15 protein-coding genes, 15 tRNA genes and 2 riboswitches are annotated in these 17674 nt (G+C 38.3%); of the genes, 2 read left to right on the top strand and 28 right to left on the bottom strand.

Annotation, left to right across the window (positions count from 1 at the left end; genetic code table 11):
- Positions 1-154: 154 nt before the first annotated feature.
- From HCH28_RS23590 to HCH28_RS23570, 5 genes are all read right to left on the bottom strand, one after another.
- On the bottom strand, positions 155-1978 hold the full coding sequence (locus HCH28_RS23590; RefSeq protein ID WP_221683357.1) for an APC family permease: 1824 nt from the start codon (positions 1976-1978) through the stop codon (positions 155-157).
- 118 nt (positions 1979-2096) lie between these two features.
- Positions 2097-2246, bottom strand: a riboswitch (cyclic di-AMP (ydaO/yuaA leader).
- A gap of 188 nt (positions 2247-2434) precedes the next feature.
- A complete protein-coding gene (locus tag HCH28_RS23585) occupies positions 2435-2959 on the bottom strand; it encodes a PepSY domain-containing protein (RefSeq protein WP_221683356.1) in 525 nt (174 codons plus the stop codon).
- Positions 2960-3049: 90 nt separating this feature from the next.
- Positions 3050-3721: a PepSY domain-containing protein gene (locus HCH28_RS23580; protein ID WP_221683355.1), complete on the bottom strand. Its 672-nt coding sequence runs from the start codon at positions 3719-3721 to the stop codon at positions 3050-3052.
- Complete coding sequence (locus tag HCH28_RS23575; protein ID WP_221683354.1) at positions 3718-5013, bottom strand: HAMP domain-containing sensor histidine kinase; 1296 nt, start codon at positions 5011-5013, stop codon at positions 3718-3720. Before HCH28_RS23575 ends, HCH28_RS23580 begins: the two co-directional genes overlap by 4 nt.
- Positions 5003-5698: a response regulator transcription factor gene (locus HCH28_RS23570; RefSeq protein WP_009373358.1), complete on the bottom strand. Its 696-nt coding sequence runs from the start codon at positions 5696-5698 to the stop codon at positions 5003-5005. Before HCH28_RS23570 ends, HCH28_RS23575 begins: the two co-directional genes overlap by 11 nt.
- A 208-nt stretch (positions 5699-5906) precedes the next feature.
- On the opposite strand from HCH28_RS23570, the gene HCH28_RS23565 reads away from it, so the two are divergent.
- A complete protein-coding gene (locus HCH28_RS23565; RefSeq protein ID WP_221683353.1) occupies positions 5907-7172 on the top strand; it encodes an Nramp family divalent metal transporter in 1266 nt (421 codons plus the stop codon).
- A 45-nt stretch (positions 7173-7217) separates the two neighbouring features.
- Here HCH28_RS23565 and HCH28_RS23560 read toward each other — a convergent pair whose 3' ends face one another.
- The 5 genes from HCH28_RS23560 to HCH28_RS23540 form a co-directional block, all read right to left on the bottom strand.
- A complete protein-coding gene (locus tag HCH28_RS23560; RefSeq protein ID WP_221683352.1) occupies positions 7218-7907 on the bottom strand; it encodes an ABC transporter permease in 690 nt (229 codons plus the stop codon).
- Entirely contained in the window at positions 7900-8823 is a 924-nt protein-coding gene (locus HCH28_RS23555; protein WP_221683351.1) for an ABC transporter ATP-binding protein, read from the bottom strand. The genes HCH28_RS23560 and HCH28_RS23555 overlap by 8 nt, the downstream gene beginning before the upstream one ends.
- Before the next feature lie 131 nt (positions 8824-8954).
- Positions 8955-9890, bottom strand: coding sequence for a sensor histidine kinase (locus HCH28_RS23550; protein WP_221683350.1), 936 nt, complete (start codon positions 9888-9890; stop codon positions 8955-8957).
- A 4-nt stretch (positions 9891-9894) separates the two neighbouring features.
- On the bottom strand, positions 9895-10587 hold the full coding sequence (locus tag HCH28_RS23545) for a response regulator transcription factor (RefSeq protein ID WP_312130939.1): 693 nt from the start codon (positions 10585-10587) through the stop codon (positions 9895-9897).
- 153 nt (positions 10588-10740) lie between these two features.
- On the bottom strand, positions 10741-12204 hold the full coding sequence (locus tag HCH28_RS23540; protein WP_221683348.1) for an amino acid permease: 1464 nt from the start codon (positions 12202-12204) through the stop codon (positions 10741-10743).
- A gap of 82 nt (positions 12205-12286) precedes the next feature.
- Positions 12287-12463, bottom strand: a riboswitch (Lysine riboswitch).
- 177 nt (positions 12464-12640) lie between these two features.
- Between HCH28_RS23540 and HCH28_RS23535 the strand changes: the two genes are divergently transcribed.
- On the top strand, positions 12641-13849 hold the full coding sequence (locus HCH28_RS23535; protein ID WP_221683347.1) for a CynX/NimT family MFS transporter: 1209 nt from the start codon (positions 12641-12643) through the stop codon (positions 13847-13849).
- Between the two features lie 67 nt (positions 13850-13916).
- Here HCH28_RS23535 and HCH28_RS23530 read toward each other — a convergent pair whose 3' ends face one another.
- The 18 genes from HCH28_RS23530 to HCH28_RS23445 all read right to left on the bottom strand — a co-directional run bounded on the left by HCH28_RS23530 (position 13917) and on the right by HCH28_RS23445 (position 17591).
- Entirely contained in the window at positions 13917-14447 is a 531-nt protein-coding gene (locus HCH28_RS23530; RefSeq protein ID WP_221683346.1) for a hypothetical protein, read from the bottom strand.
- A gap of 49 nt (positions 14448-14496) precedes the next feature.
- Complete coding sequence (locus HCH28_RS23525; protein ID WP_221683345.1) at positions 14497-15543, bottom strand: nitric oxide synthase oxygenase; 1047 nt, start codon at positions 15541-15543, stop codon at positions 14497-14499.
- Positions 15544-15702: 159 nt separating this feature from the next.
- Positions 15703-15873: a hypothetical protein gene (locus HCH28_RS23520; RefSeq protein WP_221683344.1), complete on the bottom strand. Its 171-nt coding sequence runs from the start codon at positions 15871-15873 to the stop codon at positions 15703-15705.
- Positions 15874-16272: 399 nt separating this feature from the next.
- Positions 16273-16344 (bottom strand) — tRNA-Glu (locus HCH28_RS23515).
- A 1-nt stretch (position 16345) separates the two neighbouring features.
- Positions 16346-16422: transfer RNA gene (locus tag HCH28_RS23510), tRNA-Asn, on the bottom strand.
- Positions 16423-16429: 7 nt separating this feature from the next.
- A tRNA-Ile gene (locus tag HCH28_RS23505) sits at positions 16430-16503 on the bottom strand.
- A 4-nt stretch (positions 16504-16507) separates the two neighbouring features.
- Positions 16508-16581: transfer RNA gene (locus HCH28_RS23500), tRNA-Gly, on the bottom strand.
- Positions 16582-16586: 5 nt separating this feature from the next.
- Positions 16587-16662: transfer RNA gene (locus HCH28_RS23495), tRNA-Phe, on the bottom strand.
- 6 nt (positions 16663-16668) lie between these two features.
- Positions 16669-16761: transfer RNA gene (locus HCH28_RS23490), tRNA-Ser, on the bottom strand.
- Between the two features lie 13 nt (positions 16762-16774).
- Positions 16775-16850: transfer RNA gene (locus HCH28_RS23485), tRNA-Ala, on the bottom strand.
- A gap of 15 nt (positions 16851-16865) precedes the next feature.
- Positions 16866-16942 (bottom strand) — tRNA-Pro (locus HCH28_RS23480).
- A 15-nt stretch (positions 16943-16957) separates the two neighbouring features.
- A tRNA-Arg gene (locus tag HCH28_RS23475) sits at positions 16958-17034 on the bottom strand.
- An 18-nt stretch (positions 17035-17052) separates the two neighbouring features.
- Positions 17053-17125 (bottom strand) — tRNA-Lys (locus tag HCH28_RS23470).
- Between the two features lie 13 nt (positions 17126-17138).
- A tRNA-Gln gene (locus HCH28_RS23465) sits at positions 17139-17213 on the bottom strand.
- Between the two features lie 9 nt (positions 17214-17222).
- A tRNA-His gene (locus tag HCH28_RS23460) sits at positions 17223-17298 on the bottom strand.
- A gap of 48 nt (positions 17299-17346) precedes the next feature.
- Positions 17347-17420 (bottom strand) — tRNA-Trp (locus HCH28_RS23455).
- A 4-nt stretch (positions 17421-17424) separates the two neighbouring features.
- Positions 17425-17508: transfer RNA gene (locus tag HCH28_RS23450), tRNA-Tyr, on the bottom strand.
- Between the two features lie 7 nt (positions 17509-17515).
- Positions 17516-17591 (bottom strand) — tRNA-Thr (locus HCH28_RS23445).
- Positions 17592-17674 lie beyond the last annotated feature (83 nt).

The following is a 17674-nucleotide window of genomic DNA, read 5'->3' as shown; positions in this document are numbered from 1 at the left end:
AATTTATCACTTTATTCGGCAAGAGCTACTATCTCTCACCAAAAAAAGTTTGATTTTTCGGAATTTAATGGTATTCTGTAACTTTTTAATTGTAAACGTTCGTGTTTTCAATCAACGTACTGATTATAACAGACTATTTTCTAGCTTGCTAGCATTATTTTGATAAATGGAACGGTACTGTCATAATGACGACATTTCTGTGAAATAACAGTGATGTACGAATGAGAAGACTCGATTGGTTGTGTAGCATATGATGCCACCCTTTTTTCGGTAAGAATTGAGGGATAACAACCGTTACTTTATGACCTGTCTTCGTACATTGATGTTCTACTTTATCAATAAATTTAATTAATGGCTGTGTAATGCTGCGATATGGTGAATAGTAGGTAACTAATCGTACATCAGGTTGCCAGGCATTCCACTTCTCTTCAAAAGCTTTTGCATCTGCTTGGTCGAAAGCTACATAAAAGGCTATCACTTTATCAACCTTAAGTGATTTGGCATAATGTAGGGAGTTTTCAACCACCTTTGTTATACCAGCTACTGGCACAATGAAAACATTCCCCTCAATAGTAGCCAGTTCCTCATGATTTAACCTTAACTGTTCTCCAACAGCTTGATAATGTTGCTTAATGCGATGGAATACAAAAATAATAATTGGTAAAAAGATAAACACCGGCCAAACTTGAGGCATTTTTGTCACAAAAAACATCATTGCCACGATGAAAGAGATAGCGGCCCCAATTGTGTTGATCGTAAATCTTGCTACCCAGCCTTTAGGTTTTTCGCGCCACCATTTTCTCATCATCCCCGTTTGCGCTAATGTAAAGGGAATAAATACGCCTACTGCATAGAGCGGAATTAAATGCTCTGTGGCCCCGTCAAAAAGTATAATTAAAACAATGGCAGCAATACCTAGCATTAAAATACCATTTGAATAGCCAAGACGGTCCCCTCGGATTTGAAAGATTCTTGGGATAAAACCATCCTTCGATAAATTCACAGCAAGCAAGGGAAATGCTGAATACCCTGTGTTTGCGGCAAGTACTAAAATCATTGCAGTTGTCCCCTGAACAATATAATAAAGAAAATTCCGACCAACACTAGCTTCTGCTAGTTGGGAAACGACTGTTGCTTCTGCTGTTGGTGCAACGCCATAAAAATAAGCTAGACTAACAATCCCGATGAATAAAACGGCTAAAATGGCGCCCATTGCTAAAAGCGTTTTAGCAGCATTATTTGGAGCAGGATTTCTAAAATTAGGTATGGCGTTAGAAATAGCCTCTACTCCTGTTAACGCTGAGCTTCCTGATGCAAATGCCTTTAATAAAATAAATAGGCTAATCCCTGCCACTGGTGTACCAATCTTTGGATGTAACTCTGCAGGCACCGGTCCAGTTGCCACATTATAGAGCCCAATCCCGATTAGCAACAGCATAACGCCTACAAATAGATAAACTGGGTAAGCCAAGATAGAGGCTGACTCTGTTACACCTCGCAAGTTTAAAATCGTTAAGAAAATCACAAATATAATAGCAATGGGTACATTATAAGCATGAAGACTTGGAAATGCAGATGTAATGGCATCTGTCCCGGCCGACACACTTACTGCTACCGTTAAAATATAATCAACAAGCAAAGAACCCCCTGCAACAAGACCTGCATTCACGCCTAAATTTTCTCGTGATACGACATAGGCGCCTCCCCCATGTGGATAGGCGAAGATAACTTGACGATAGGATAAAATCAGTGCCACGAGTAGAATAACTACTCCAGTGGCAATAGGTAAAGAATACCAAAACGCCATTGTACCTACCGTCATCAGGACAATTAAAATTTGTTCTGGTCCATAGGCTACTGATGACAATGCATCTGATGATAATATGGCCAGTGCCTTTGTTTTACTTAGCTTTTGTTCCCCTAACGCATCGGATCTTAATGGTTTGCCGATTACATAACGTTTGAATGAGGATTTCATTGATAAACACCTTCTAGTTTCATAGAATGTGTTTCGCCTTTCTAAATTACATCAAAAAACGCCTACAAGTCATCACTAAATAAGACTTGTAGACGCTCATCCGTCTGCCAAGCTCCACTTTTCTGCTCTTAACGCTTACGAGGTTAGCTGTCGGATTCGGGCCTGAGTAGCCCTACTCCTCCATAAGGAAGAGATTCACCCCAAGAATGGCTATGCCATCCATCAAAATTGGTTCCCCCGCGTTTAGTTGCTTCAGCGATTTAGAAATTTGAAACTTTTATAATGATGTCATAGTACGCCTGCTAATTGAAAAAGTAAAGAAGAAAATTTTTTCTTTTTTGAACATATAAATAACCACTTCTTAAAGTAAATTTCCTGAATACCTAGTAAATACCCACAATAAAAACAATAAAACTGCCTTAAAGGTATGTTCTCCCTTTAAGACAGCTCATTAAATTAGTCATCAAAGCCTTGTTCAAAATCTATAATGTTTCCAGAGACTGCATCCACATCTACTTCATATTCATATTGACCGTCTTTTAATTCAATTTCATATACACCATCATCAAGCTTAATTTTTGTCACTTTACCCTTTGCTTTTGTTTGGGCTGTCTTGATAGCCTGCTCTTTTGTAATTATTTTTGTTGTAGCAGTTGTAGCAGAAATATGATCATCCCAATCATCGTCATCTAGACGTTCCTTTTTCTGCTTGAGTAATTTCCCACTATAAGCATCAAATTTTAAATCATATTCTTCTGTATCTGTATACACCTCTACTTCATAAATAGAGCTAAACTGATTTTGGTCAAATTCGATATTTGCAACTGTACCATCCACTACCGCTAGCGCTTTCTTCTCAATTTCCTGCATGGATAAGACCTTTTTTTCTTGGGCATTTCCTGATAATAAAGTCGTCGAGCCAATCGCTGCACCCACTCCAAGAGTAATTACTAGTGCTGGAATCATTATCATTTTTTTCATGTTCATCTCTCCTTTGTTTTATCTAAACTTAGCTTACCAAGTGAAGATGATAGAACTATAAGAGGAACATTAGAATCTCATGAGAATGATTTAATGATCGTCATCCCATGTTACAGACAGTACTTTTCCTGAAACAGCATGAATTTGAAATGTAGCTTCGTCCTCCTGCGTTTCAATCTCAACTAAATAGTAACCACCCTCTGAGGTTTCTTCAAAATCAACTGAATCCACCTCACCCTTTAATTGCTTAAGAGCTATTTGAATAGCCTGTTGCTCAGTAATAATAGGCTCTTCGATAGGTTGTTCTTGTGGCTCAACCTTTTTCTCTGCCAGTAGTTCGCCTGTATAACCATCAAGGGTTAAATCCTTTTGAATTTTCTCATTTTCAACACGTACAGTATAAACGGAGTCTGTAAGCATAACGCTTTCTACATCTCCATATTCCTTTTTAACCATTTGTCTGATCTGCTTTTCTGTTAATAGTAATTTACTTTGTCCTTCTTTCATGATTAGAGCAGTTACCTGTTGTGTCGTAACATCAAGTATAGCTGCATACTTGACATCCTCACGCGTAAAAAGCATCTCAAAGGTATTTCCTTGTTTTTCAACTTGTGTAACATGACCATTGTAGATAGTCTCAATATGGCGAATAGCCTCCGCTTCACTAATAGGTTGAACGTAAAAATAACGATGTTGAACAAACCAAATTACTCCACTACAAAGAAGGATAATAACAACAATTACTAACATCCACTTTTTCATTGCTGTCCCTCCTTTGGTATACATAAAGTAAAGCTTGAGCCTTCCCCTAGCTTACTTTTCACATCGATCGTTATACCTAATTGTTGTGCCAGTTCATGTGCTATTGCTAGCCCTAGCCCTGAACCACCTGTTTTACGATTACGATCCTCTGTTACACGATAAAAACGCTCAAATAAATGAGGAATATGCTCGATTGGAATACCAATACCAAAATCTTGGATGGTAATACGTACATGATTGGTTGTTTCAGTGGCTTGAATACGTACTTCATCCTCACTATATTTCCTAGCATTATCCAGCAAAATAAAAAGTAGTTGCTTCAATATTTTTTCATCACTATAAATAAACTTTGGAATCTGCTCATCAATTCTAAATGTTCGATGATAAGCCTGTTCCATTTGTAAAGCTACTTTATTTAAGAACGGGGCAAGCTCTAGTTGTTCGAAATGAACGTCCAATTGTTCTTTGTTTTTAGCTAGTTCTAGCAATTGCAATACCATTTCATGCATACGAGATGATTCATTGGCAATAGCTTGCAAGGATTCCTGAGCAACCTCCCGATTATCAAACCCCCTCCTTAGGAGTAGTTTTGCATAGCTTTCAATGACAGTTATAGGAGTTTTTAATTCATGGGAGGCATTTGATACAAATTCTTGTTGCTTCTGATAATGTTGTTCAAGCTTCTCCATCATCATATTAAAAGTGCGGTTAATGTTTGTTAATTCGTCCCCACCTTTTTCTGTGGTATCTATTTTTTCATATTTCCCAGTAGATGCACTTTTGCGCATGGTCTCATTTAAACGTTCTAACGGTAATAAAATAAGTCGCCCAAGTACCAAGCTCGCTAGGAAAATAGGAATCGATGCCACAACAGATACAACAACTAAGATGACCTTTAACAAATCTAATGTCCGTTCTACTTCTTCCATAGATTGCTGCAATGTTATGTCCACCACCGTTCCGTCGATCCAAATGGCAGGCATTGTGTAGGTAATAGAAGGGACCTCTTGCATTTCAAGTGTAGCCTGAACCTTCGTTTTCAAAAGTTCACCATCATAAATATAAACGGCACCATCTGTTGGCATATAGGCTCTTAATACTTGCTGTAGGTTGGTTTGTGCATTTAACTGACTCAGTGTAGAGCTTAACTCATTTGCCCGTGACTGAAGCTGATTATATTCCGTATCATAGGCAAATTTCTCATATAACAAATAAATTCCACTATTTGTTGCCACTACTATAACTAGCATAAGCAATGTTGTTAGTAGATGGATTTTTGTTTTAAGTCTCATAACTATGTTCCTTTAGCACATATCCAACACCTCGAATTGTCTGGATAAGAGGTGTTGGATTAGCAGCCTCAAGCTTTTGTCGTACATAACGTATATAAACATCCACAACATTTGTATCCCCATAATAATCATAGCCCCACACAGCCTCTAATATTTGCTCCCTTGTCAGTACTTGTTTAGGATGCTTTAGTAAATAGAACAACAAATCATACTCACGAGGTGTCAGCTGAATTTCCTTATCAAAATATACAACTTCCCTTGTTTGCTCGTTTATCGATAAATGGCCAAATGAAAGTGCAACTTGCTTTGGGCTTACCTTCTGCGAAAACCGTAATGCATTGCGAATTCGTGCCAGTAGCTCCTCAATTTCAAAAGGCTTTGTCACATAATCATTGGCTCCTAAATCCAAGCCCTTTACCTTATCCTCTACCTCGCTTTTGGCAGTTAGCATGATAACAGGTGTTTGAGATTCTGTTGCACGAATACGCTTTAGCACATCAATACCGCTCATCTCAGGTAGCATGATATCAAGTAAAATTAAATCCCATTGCTGCTCACGGTATTGTAGTAAGCCTTCTGTTCCGGTATGGGCCATTGCTGCCTCATATCCTTCAAATTGAAGCTCCAGTTGTAGCACTCTCGCAATATTTTCTTCATCTTCTATAATTAAAATTCGATGTGTCATGTCGAATCCGTCCTTCGCCTTTTCTTTTCATCGTATACGATACAAGTGGTGAAAGTCTAATTAGAAAATGATGAGAATGGCACATACTTATAGAAGGATAAAGCAAACCACTTCACTTTTTTTATTCCTAGCGTTAGAATACTAATATCTTATTTTCCTATAGGAAACTTTATTTCATTGATGATACTTTTTGAAACGAGGGAACAATATGGTTTACAAACGAGTCACAAAATCGTCAGCAGAGGCGGTTTTAGATGGAGATATAAGAGGTTGGCGAAGATTTTTACCATTTTTAGGACCTGCTTTCATTGCAGCAGTCGCCTATATCGATCCTGGTAATTTTGCTACAAATATTACAGCAGGCTCTCAATACGGCTACCTGCTACTTTGGGTTATAGCCTTTTCTAATTTAATGGCTGTGTTAATTCAGTCTCTGTCTGCCAAGCTTGGGATTGCGACAGGAAAAAATTTACCTGAAGTCGCACGCGAGCATTTTTCTAAAAAAACTTCTATCTTTTTGTGGATACAGGCAGAATTGGTCATCATTGCCACTGACCTCGCGGAATTTATCGGAGCAGCATTAGGGCTTTATTTACTTTTCAATATCCCAATGCTTCCCGCCGCATTAATTACAGCAGTGGGTTCATTTGCTATTTTAGAGCTGCAAAGAAGAGGATTTAGAGCCTTTGAAGCAGGTATTTCTGGCATGGTTTTAATTGTTGTATTGGCATTTGCCTTTCAAACATTTTTAGCGCAGCCAGCATGGGGCGATGTAGCGATCGGCATGTTCACGCCACACTTTGAAGGTGTAGATTCACTATTATTAGCAACAGGTATTTTAGGTGCAACCGTTATGCCTCATGCTATTTACTTACATTCCTCTTTAACACAAAGTCGTATTATTGGTCGGAATGAGGCAGAAAAAAAACGTATTTTCCGTTTTGAATTTATCGATATTATCATCGCTATGATTATTGCTGGTGCCATCAATATGAGTATGCTCATAATTGCCGCAGCAGTATTCCATACCCAAGGCGTTGTAGTTGAAGATTTAGATGTTGCCTATAATGGCTTAAAAGATGCGCTCGGCCCACTGGCTGCCATTTCCTTTGGTCTTGGTTTACTTATTGCAGGGCTTGCTAGTTCCTCTGTAGGGACTTTAGCCGGTGACGTAGTGATGCAGGGCTTCATTCAAAGAAAAATACCTCTTTATTTACGTAGAGCGATTACCATGGTGCCACCACTTGCAATCATTGCCTCTGGTGTGAATGCTACCTATGCTTTGGTTCTTAGTCAGGTTGTTTTATCATTTGGTATTTCCTTTGCACTTGTCCCTCTTGTTATGTTTACAAGTAAACGAGACATCATGGGAAGCCTAGTTAATCACCGTATTACAACTGTTTTAGGTTGGTTTGTCGTAGTCATTGTTGTTACGTTAAACATTTACTTACTGTGGGAAACAATTTTTGGATAACAAAAAGCCAGGTACTCTAGGAATGAGCACCTGGTATCTTTTTGATTAAACATCCACCTTTTCGATATTTCTAATGGCTAAATAAGCAATACCCAGTCCCACGATTGCTAAAGTAATTGGAATAATAATTATATCGTTTAAAGTAAAGTTACCTGAATTTGACGAAGTGACAGACACAATTATAATAGATGAAATGATAGTTGTCGGTATAGAGTATTTTCTCATCCCAAAATACAATGGGATTAAAGCTATGCCTGAGGCAGCTATCGCATTCATCAATACAGAAGGTATATGCTGAATAATTAAAGAACTTGATAGTACATCTGGAATTAATTCATATCGATCGCTTACGACACAAAAAATGGCTGTAATAAGAGCATTGGAGATAATGATCATACTGAAAGTAAATAGCATGACAATAGCAAGCTTTGCGACCATTAATTTCTTTCTACTTATCGGATACATAAAGGCTAATGTAATGGTTTTAAATTTATATTCTCCGATGATTAACTTAGCTATTAACGTAGAAGCAAAAATAATAAAAACTGCTCTTACAAATGAATCAATGACACTTAAAGCAACCTTGTAATTTTCAAGCCCTGGATCTCCTTCTACTTTAGAAATAAATAAAATCATAAACAGAAACCCGAGAATGACTAAATTAGCAATGATAGCTCCTCTAACATATGATCCTAAATGGAACTTTTTCATTTCTAAACGCATTAAATTAAGCATGAACAACGCCTCCATTGATTAGCTTTAAGAAATAATCCTCTAATGAACTTGTTTTTTTACTAATCTCTTCAATCTCAACGTCATGTTCAATTAATGCTCTTGATAGGCTTTGTTGGGATACAGTTGAGTCGTATATACGTATAGAGTTATCATCCATCAGCTTAAAATTAGTAATGTTTAATTCGTTTTCAATAATAAACGCTGCCTTTTTCCCATCACTTACGATCACTTCGGTATAATTGACCTGATCACGATTAATAGTATCCATTGCTACCTCAGTGATGAGCCTTCCATTCTTAATAACACCTATTGTATCGACCAATTGTTCTATTTCAGCCAAAATATGACTTGAGATAATAATGGTTATGCCGTACTCCTTACAAAGCATCTTGAAAAGCTCTCTTAACTCCTTTATTCCTACTGGGTCCAATCCATTAATTGGTTCGTCTAATATAAGTAACTCTGGCTTTGTAATAATGGCCCTTGCAATGCCTAATCTCTGCTTCATCCCTAGAGAAAAATCTTTAACCTGCTTATTCTCTGTATTCGTTAACTTTACTAAGTTAAGAACATGTGCAATTTCTTTCTTATCATAATAACCCATGTATTCACAATGTAATTCTAGGGTCTCACTAGCCGTTAATTTTTCATAAAAAATAGGATATTCAATAATTGTCCCCATTCTTTTTAGTATTTCATAGGATTTGTCGGTCAATTTCTCCCCTAATATTTCTACATCTCCACTTGTAGGCTTCGTTAGATTAGTTAGCATCTTCATAACAGTGGTTTTACCTGCACCATTGGGACCTAAAAATCCATAAATCTCTCCCTTCTTAACGTTCATATTGACAGCAGAAACAACTTCCTTTCCATCGTACACTTTCGTAAGCTGATTTGTTTTTACAATGTATGTCATGTAATTCGCTCCCTCAATTGTGACTAGCTTCATTATAAAAAATGAAACTCTCTATTTTATTACTGCATTCTTACAAATTTCTTAAGTAAAAAAGCCTGCAAAGCATTAAAGCTCTACAAGCACAACTGGATTCAATACATCATTCGTTTTAGCGAAATGGTAAAAGTAGTTTTTTCATTAGGAATACTCGATAACCGGATGGAGCCATTCATTATTTCTACTAGCCGCTTTGTAATCGTTAGTCCCAAACCACTGCCTTGAAAAGATTTATTTCGAGAATCCTCAAGTGTATACATCCTTTCAAATACGCTATCGATATGATATTCATCAATACCCTTGCCACAATCCCACACATCAATACCAATATTGGCTTCTTCATGTCTTACGGTAATTCCAATTACATTGCCATCTGCTCCATATGCAATAGCATTAGACAGTAGATTGTTTAGAACCCTATTTAATGCTTCTTCATTACCAAGGGCATACATGGGGCTTGCAGGAATATCAATATTAATATCTAATCCCATTGAAGTAACCAGATCGTAAAAAGACAAAATATTTTTACGGCATATTTCACTGACATTGATTTTAGTGATTGGGTAATCTGTATCTCCAGCCTCTAATTTCGCCAAGTCAAAAAATGTATGGATAATTTTTAACACTTCTAATGTTTTAGCATGTACACCTGTAAGTAATCGTTGGCGTTCTTCGTCACTCATCGCATTTTGAAGTTGAAGCATTTCAATATAGCCAAGTACAACGGTTAAAGGTGTTTTAAGATCATGCGAAATATTGGCCAACATCTTTTTCATGGAATTTTCCATTTTTCGATGTGTAGCCTGGATTTTTTGATGTTGATCTAGCAACGTATTCAGTTTAATAAGTAACTGTTGAATTTCTGAATTTGTAGTTGTTACTAGAATCTTTTCATACGTCTGTTCATTCACAATTACGTGTAGTTTACTATGAATGTATTGGATAGCGCGTTCTTGTTCCCTCTTGACTTTCCATTGAAAAATTAGGACCCCGATTAGCAATACAATTATTATTAATAGAAATATCATCATATTTTTATCCCTCAAACTTATAGCCGATTCCCCATAGAGTTTTAATATACTGAGGATTTGATGGATCATCTTCTATTTTTTCACGTAGTCTTCTAATATGTACATTTATAATATTTTCATCTCCGTAATAGGCATCTTTCCATATCATCTGATAAATTTGCTCTTTGGTAAAAACCCTGTGACGATTTGTCACAAACAATTTTAAAATGGAAAATTCCTTTGATGTCAGCTTTATCTCTTGTCCGCTCTTTGTTATTGAGAAATTAACGATATCTATCTTTAAATTATCAATTTCGAGGACCTCTTGCTTTTGTTCAGCTTGACTAGAGTATTTCGTAGCTCTTCTGATAACAGCCTTTACACGTGCTGAAAACTCCAGCATAGAAAAAGGTTTAGCAATATAATCATCTGCCCCCAATCCTAAGCCCAATGCTTTATCAACATCACTGTCTTTTGCAGACATAATAATGATAGGAAGTGCTGCCTGCTCTCTAATAATCTTTAATACTTCCAAACCATTTAATTTAGGAATCATAATATCTAAGATGACCAAATCAAAGGTATTTTGCAAACAATTATGTAATGCCTCTTCGCCATTAGTCGCTGTTGTGACATTGAAACCTTCCATCGTTAAGTAATTATCAACCATTTCACGAATGGCTTCATCGTCTTCTACCAGTAAGATATGTTTTTGCACTATCATGCACCTCTCCTATCAAAACCCAATTTCCATATGTATATTACATTACCATATTTATGATGTTTGATTAGAGAGATTTTGTTTATGAGTGTTGAAAAAAGAACTGCCCCATAAACCATCGCTCTTAGGTTTACAGAACAGCTCTATTATTTAATCTTCAACTTTTAAATCACAATCTTTAAGTGGAAGCATTTTTGTTTTGTGCTTTATTTTATAGCCCAACCATAATGCTAAAAATAATGGAATCCCAATATACGAAACAAGGATACCGTACCAATCAATCTTATCGCCTGTAAAGGCTGTGTAATTTTGTCCAATGACTACAATCATACAAACTGTAAAAGCAAATAGTGGTCCAAACGGATATAATTTGGCTTTATAAGGTAATAATCTTGGATCTAAGCCCTGTGCATCAAACGCTCGGCGGAAACGATAATGACTAAACGCAATACCTAGCCATGCAATAAAGCCAGACATTCCAGAAGCATTTAATAGCCAGATATAAACCACTCCATCGCCAAAGAAGGATGCCAAAAATGCTAAACAGCCTACAGCTAATGTTGCCATAAGTGCATAAATCGGAATACCTCTACGACTTAGCTTTGCAAAAAATTTAGGTGCATGTCCATCCACTGCTAATTGCCATAGCATACGAGAAGATGCATATAGTCCTGAATTTCCTGCTGACAGCATAGCCGTTAAAATAATGGCATTCATTAAAGAAGCAGCAAAGGCAATACCTAGACGGTCAAACACTAGTGTAAAGGGTGATACTGCGATATCTTCTGATAACAAACGTTCGTCTGTAAATGGAATCAACATCCCGATTGCACCAATCGCTAAAATATAAAACAAAAGAATACGCCAAAATACAGATTTAACAGCCTTCGGAATATTTTTACCAGGATTATCTGTTTCACCAGCTGTAATTCCTAGTAATTCTGTCCCTTGGAATGAAAATCCTGCAGCTAGGAAAATACCAAATGTAGCAAGGAAGCCACCATGGAATGGCCCATCACTAACAAAGAAATTAGTAAAACCTACAGGAGCCTGCCCACCTAAAATACCAAAAATCATTAGTAAGCTAATGATAATAAAAACAATAACCGTTGCTACTTTAATCATGGCAAACCAATATTCACTTTCACCATAACTTTTTACGGATAGTAAATTAAACGTCAATACAACAGCAATAAATAATACTGTCCAAAGTGCTGATGAGCTATCTGGGAACCAATATTTCATAATTAATGACACAGCAGCAATTTCGGCAGCAATGGTGATTGCCCAGTTATACCAGTAGTTCCAGCCTAATGCAAAGCCCAAAGCGGGATCTACAAATTTGGTTGCATACGTACTAAATGAACCTGATGATGGCATATAGGCAGCCATTTCCCCTAAGCTTGTCATTAAAAAATACACCATAATACCGATTAAAGCATAGGCAAGCAATGCTCCCCCAGGCCCTGCCTGAGCAATAGCACCTCCACTGGCTAAAAATAGCCCCGTACCAATTGTACCGCCTAAAGAAATCATTGTAATATGACGGCTTTTTAATTCTTTTTTCAGCTTCGGCGCTTTATGTCCGAGCTGATTTACTTTTATTTCACTCACGATATAGCTTCCTTCCTATTTATGAGGCAAAAAAATGCCATCACATATACACTGTGATGGCTACGTTAATCCTCAGTTTTTCCTACATGATAGCTCAACACGTTGTACAAACGTGACAGTTCTGTTCCTTTCGGAGACAGCCCCAGCATGAGGTTTTCAAGTCCCCTCACACTTCGGCAATATTTCCTTTCAGCTAATCTCATCAATGCTTGTCATTTCAATTAGCATACTTATAAATATCGCGACCTCTACCTCAATACAAACATGAGGCATATAATTATTAAATTTATGATGTTTATTATACTAACATAAGACCATAGACATTTCAATACCGCAAGAAATGTTCCGTATTTTATGAATCTTCTACTATTTTTAATAGTGTGATAAAGTGTTATAGTAGTTCAATTAGAATGGTTATTATTAGGGGGGATTTATTTTGACTACAAATGATCATACCACTAGTTATCCAAGTAAAAAAATTAGCTGGAAAGGAACAACCTTACTTTTAGTCTTTGGCGTTATCTTTATAGCCTCTACATTACGAATGCCACTAACTGTTGTTGGTCCAATTATATCCTTTATCCGTGAAGATCTTGGAATATCTAATGTAGTGGCTGGCTTTCTAACAACAATTCCATTGCTGGCTTTTGCTATTATATCTCCATTTGCACCAGTTGTAGCACGCAAACTAGGGCTTGAGCTAACATTATTTTTATCAACTTTTCTCTTGGCCTTAGGAATTGTCCTACGTTCACTTGGTACGACAGAATTACTTCTATTGGGTACTGTGTTAATTGGCGTAGCCATTTCTTTTGGAAATGTACTAATTCCAGGATTATTAAAATTGAAATTTCCATATCATGTGGGTTTATTAATGGCCTTTTTCACCATGTCCATGAATTTTACTGCTGGCCTTGGAGCTGGTATTAGCTATCCGATAGCTAATTCATCGTTAGGCTGGCAAGGTGCGCTTTCCATTGCACTCATACTCGTTCTAATTACAATCCTAATTTGGATACCTCAACTAAAGTCAAATTACCCAGAACCAGTTACTACATCTAAAAAGACCAGTACACCTTTATGGAAATCACCTGTTACTTGGGCTGTCACAGGGGCAATGGGTTTACAGTCTTTATTATTCTATACAACAGCAGCGTGGATACCTGAGATCTATATTGCTCAAGGTTTAGCGCCTGATAAAGCTGGCTGGATGTTTTCAATCATGCAATTCTCACAAGTACCAATGGCTTTGGCAGTGCCTATTATTGCAGGTAAAATGACTTCTCAACGCCCACTTGTATTGATGTTTACATCCTTCTATTTAGTAGGCTTTGTTGGAGTTGTCATGGAATGGACAAGTCTTGGGGTCCTGTGGATGGTTCTTCTAGGGTTAGCAGGTGGTTCTTCATTCGCCCTAGCAATGATGTTCTTCACTCTCCGTACTCGTACTGCATTTGAAGCAGCAGATTTATCAGGCTTTGCACAATCTTTGGGTTATTTATTTGCCGCAATTGGTCCTATTCTTTTTGGCTACTTGCATGATTTATTTGGTGGTTGGAATATTGCGGGATGGCTCTTTGTCGTTGTGGCAATTTTACTCTTCTTTTGCTCAATGAGAGCTTCTAAGAATGAATATGTGCATTAAAATTAAATAAAGCAGGTGGTTCAGCTTCCTCCATCTGCTTTATTTCTATATAGTGTTTACACATTACTTAATTGTCGAGTTGCTGGATTAATGTTAGCAATTCAGCAAGGCATTCTGATGCTTCATTATTACGAGCTGTTATAGTAGAAAAAATAGGAACAGCCTCTTGTAAAAGCAAATAACTATAATAGTAATAGCCTACAAAAGCTTGCTTTCCATAGCCCTTTGGCGTTTCTTCCTCCCACTCCTGCTCATCATTGTCCTCATTTTCTATCCATAAATAGTTGACGTCTAATAGCTCCTGCATATTTTTAACAGTATTGACTGGGTCGAGATAATCTTTCGTAATAGCATGTGCCACAGCTAAATATAATTGTATTTCTTGTAAGGAGACAACCTCTAATTTTTTACTAGTAAGCTTTTTTAACAGGACAAGCAAAACCCATGGTGTCACCTGCCACAGTGTACCTTGATGTTCGATTAATTCAGCTAGTTGTGTGTATTGCTCCTGTTCTATCAGCTTAGGAATGGCTGTACCTCTACCATAAGGTGTCGTCAATTGTCTCCACGGGATATTGGGAATTTGCTGATCTAACATAGTAAGCCCTCTCTCATCAAAAGTGTTGAAAGTAAACAATTCCTTTACACTAATAGCATGGTTTTTGATAAAAATAATTTGGTGTATGATATATATTTACATAGGGTTTATGGAATATGTGAGTTGTGGCAGGGGAAATTGGTGGGATTAACCATGTCCAGTTGCCAGTAACTTCTCTTCCTGTTGATTTTTCAGCCTCCTCAAACAATCTAAACTGCTGAGCTGCTGTATGATGATCAACAATGCTCACACCCTCTTCTTTAAATGAGTGAAGAACAGCAATATTAAGTTCTACTAAAGCACGATCACGCCAAAGAGACGCTTGTTTGGTTGTATCAAGATTAAAAATCTCTGCAATTGCAGGTAACATATTATAACGATCATGATCTGCTAAATTTCGTGCACCAATCTCTGTTCCCATATACCAGCCGTTAAATGGAGCTGCTTGAAAATCAATTCCAGCCATTTGAAAACGCATACTCGAAATAATAGGTACAGCATACCACTTCATTCCTAATTTCTCCACATCGATTGACTCTGGATGGCGGATTGAAACCTCTACTACATTTTCTTCAGGAATTACAAACATTTGAGGAGCACGATCATCCACCTGTATAACGATTGGTAGTACATCAAAATCAGTTCCTTTACCTTTCCATCCTAACGACTCACACACTTTTGTAAATTTAATGGACTGCGAATCTCCAATAATGCCTGCCTCTGTTTCATAGCCTGCATAACGAATTAGTTGATGATTCCAAATCCGTACTCTATCTGAAGCAAACACTGTTATAGTTGGACGGATTTTCCCATGATTTGTCGCATAATCAATATGTTCTAGTAATTTTTGAAAAATAGCCTTTTCATCTAAAACATCACGTGCATCTACTACATGCAGTGACTGCCAAAACAGACGTCCAATACACTTATTGCTATTTCGCCATGCCACCCGTGCGCCAAAAACTAGCTCCTCTGTTGTTGGGTGATATTCACCTGCATCCTTAACTGCCTGTAATCTATTCTTTAACCAAAATTCTGATTGATTTTGTTCTGTCTGATATAGACTTAAAAATTGCTGTATCTCCTGTATATTCATATCGATTCCTCCACTTATCCTCATATTAGAGGAACAAAACCACAAGCACCATGAAAATAGTAATTGAAAAAACATACATATTTTATATATGAAATAGTTTGTTCAAATTTACTCTATAGACTCTCTTTCTTAAGAGAATGTAAGGGAGAGGGATCCTAACTATTGTAAAAAGTCTACATTAATCATATAACCTTCATAGTGTTGTAGCAAAGCAATCAATAGAATTTTTTGTGAAAGATAAAAGTCTTTCCATTTTAGGCTACTTACATGCTGCTGACGCTTGGCTTTCGCGCTGCGGTTAGTCTCTTTCTGGCTAACCCCGGCAATCAAGTAGTCTTCCTCATTTATCCCACAAATAAATTGAAGGTGTTCACTTATGGCTGGCTGTTGTAACTGATTCCCTACTCCACATTGAAAATAAGAGCTTATCTCCTCTAAGCATACAGATAATGGGCTTTTTGATCGCTATGCTACTATGAAAAAAGTAAAGTAAAGACACTTTGCAGAAAAGTTGATTGTAGTGGAGCCAGCGTCACAGATGAGACCCTGGAGCAAACGTAAATGAGTGAAGTGGCTCATCGGACGCCCTCTGGAAAGGAAGCTGGCGGAACGGAAATCAACCTCTTACCTTGCTAATAGGTGTCTTTTTCTGCTAGTGATCTTTTCTCAACAACATGAAAAAGGAGAATAGAAAAAAGCATGTAACACACATCTGTGCTACATGCTTGATGACCCGTACGGGATTCGAACCCGTGTTACCGCCGTGAAAGGGCGGTGTCTTAACCACTTGACCAACGGGCCGTGGCTCCGAAGGCAGGACTCGAACCTGCGACAACCTGATTAACAGTCAGGTGCTACTACCAACTGAGCTACTTCGGAATAATGATGGGCCTAAATGGACTCGAACCATCGACCTCACGCTTATCAGGCGTGCGCTCTAACCAGCTGAGCTATAGGCCCATTTTGGAGCGGGTGATGAGAATCGAACTCACGACATCAGCTTGGAAGGCTGAGGTTTTACCATTAAACTACACCCGCAATAATGGTGGGTCAGGACGGAATCGAACCGCCGACACTTAGAGCTTCAATCTAATGCTCTACCAACTGAGCTACTGACCCGAAAAATGGAGGAGGTAGAGGGATTCGAACCCCCGCGCGGTGTTACCCGCCTGTCGGTTTTCAAGACCGATCCCTTCAGCCAGACTTGGGTATACCTCCAAAAATATTACAATGGTGGAGCCTAGCGGGATCGAACCGCTGACCTCCTGCGTGCAAGGCAGGCGCTCTCCCAGCTGAGCTAAGGCCCCATTTATCATGAAAGATGGTCGGAATGACAGGATTCGAACCTACGACCCCTTGGTCCCAAACCAAGTGCTCTACCAAGCTGAGCTACATTCCGTAAACATGATTTTATTGGCGCGCCCGACAGGAGTCGAACCCATAACCTTCTGATCCGTAGTCAGACGCTCTATCCAATTGAGCTACGGGCGCATGCTAATTAAAAAATGATGAGCCATGAAGGACTCGAACCTTCGACCCTCTGATTAAAAGTCAGATGCTCTACCAACTGAGCTAATGGCTCATGAAATTAAAAATGGCTGGGGTACTAGGATTCGAACCTAGGCATGACGGAATCAAAATCCGTTGCCTTACCGCTTGGCTATACCCCAATTTTAAAATGGGGCGACTGATGGGAATCGAACCCACGAATGTCGGAACCACAATCCGATGCGTTAACCACTTCGCCACAATCGCCACTATATAAATTATATTAGCTGTATTATGAACGAGTACCTCAATACCTGGCAGGGGCAGTAGGAATCGAACCCACACCAAAGGTTTTGGAGACCTCTATTCTACCGTTGAACTATGCCCCTAAAATGGTGGAGGGGGACGGATTCGAACCGCCGAACCCTAAGGAGCGGATTTACAGTCCGCCGCGTTTAGCCACTTCGCTACCCCTCCAAGGGAATGGTGCCGGCGATAGGAGTCGAACCCACGACCTACTGATTACAAGTCAGTTGCTCTACCAACTGAGCTACACCGGCAATAATAATGGCGGTCCCGACCGGGATCGAACCGGCGATCTCCTGCGTGACAGGCAGGCATGTTAACCGCTACACCACGGGAC

It is taken from the genome of Lysinibacillus sp. K60 (genome assembly GCF_019731275.1).
GTDB lineage: Bacteria > Bacillota > Bacilli > Bacillales_A > Planococcaceae > Lysinibacillus > Lysinibacillus capsici.
The sequence above is the reverse complement of the archived record's forward strand: the minus strand, read 5'-3'. Positions and strand labels throughout refer to the sequence as shown.

Bases quoted from the DNA above. Each gene is read 5' to 3' on its own strand.
- HCH28_RS23555 (WP_221683351.1), bottom strand. From the start codon at position 8,823: ATGACATACATTGTAAAAACAAATCAGCTTACGAAAGTGTACGATGGA.
- HCH28_RS23585 (WP_221683356.1), bottom strand. From the start codon at position 2,959: ATGAAAAAAATGATAATGATTCCAGCACTAGTAATTACTCTTGGAGTG.
- HCH28_RS23565 (WP_221683353.1), top strand. From the start codon at position 5,907: ATGGTTTACAAACGAGTCACAAAATCGTCAGCAGAGGCGGTTTTAGAT.
- HCH28_RS23580 (WP_221683355.1), bottom strand. From the start codon at position 3,721: ATGAAAAAGTGGATGTTAGTAATTGTTGTTATTATCCTTCTTTGTAGT.
- HCH28_RS23570 (WP_009373358.1), bottom strand. From the start codon at position 5,698: ATGACACATCGAATTTTAATTATAGAAGATGAAGAAAATATTGCGAGA.
- HCH28_RS23590 (WP_221683357.1), bottom strand. From the start codon at position 1,978: ATGAAATCCTCATTCAAACGTTATGTAATCGGCAAACCATTAAGATCC.
- HCH28_RS23560 (WP_221683352.1), bottom strand. From the start codon at position 7,907: ATGCTTAATTTAATGCGTTTAGAAATGAAAAAGTTCCATTTAGGATCA.
- HCH28_RS23575 (WP_221683354.1), bottom strand. From the start codon at position 5,013: ATGAGACTTAAAACAAAAATCCATCTACTAACAACATTGCTTATGCTA.
- HCH28_RS23550 (WP_221683350.1), bottom strand. From the start codon at position 9,890: ATGATGATATTTCTATTAATAATAATTGTATTGCTAATCGGGGTCCTA.
- HCH28_RS23525 (WP_221683345.1), bottom strand. From the start codon at position 15,543: ATGAATATACAGGAGATACAGCAATTTTTAAGTCTATATCAGACAGAA.
- HCH28_RS23530 (WP_221683346.1), bottom strand. From the start codon at position 14,447: ATGTTAGATCAGCAAATTCCCAATATCCCGTGGAGACAATTGACGACA.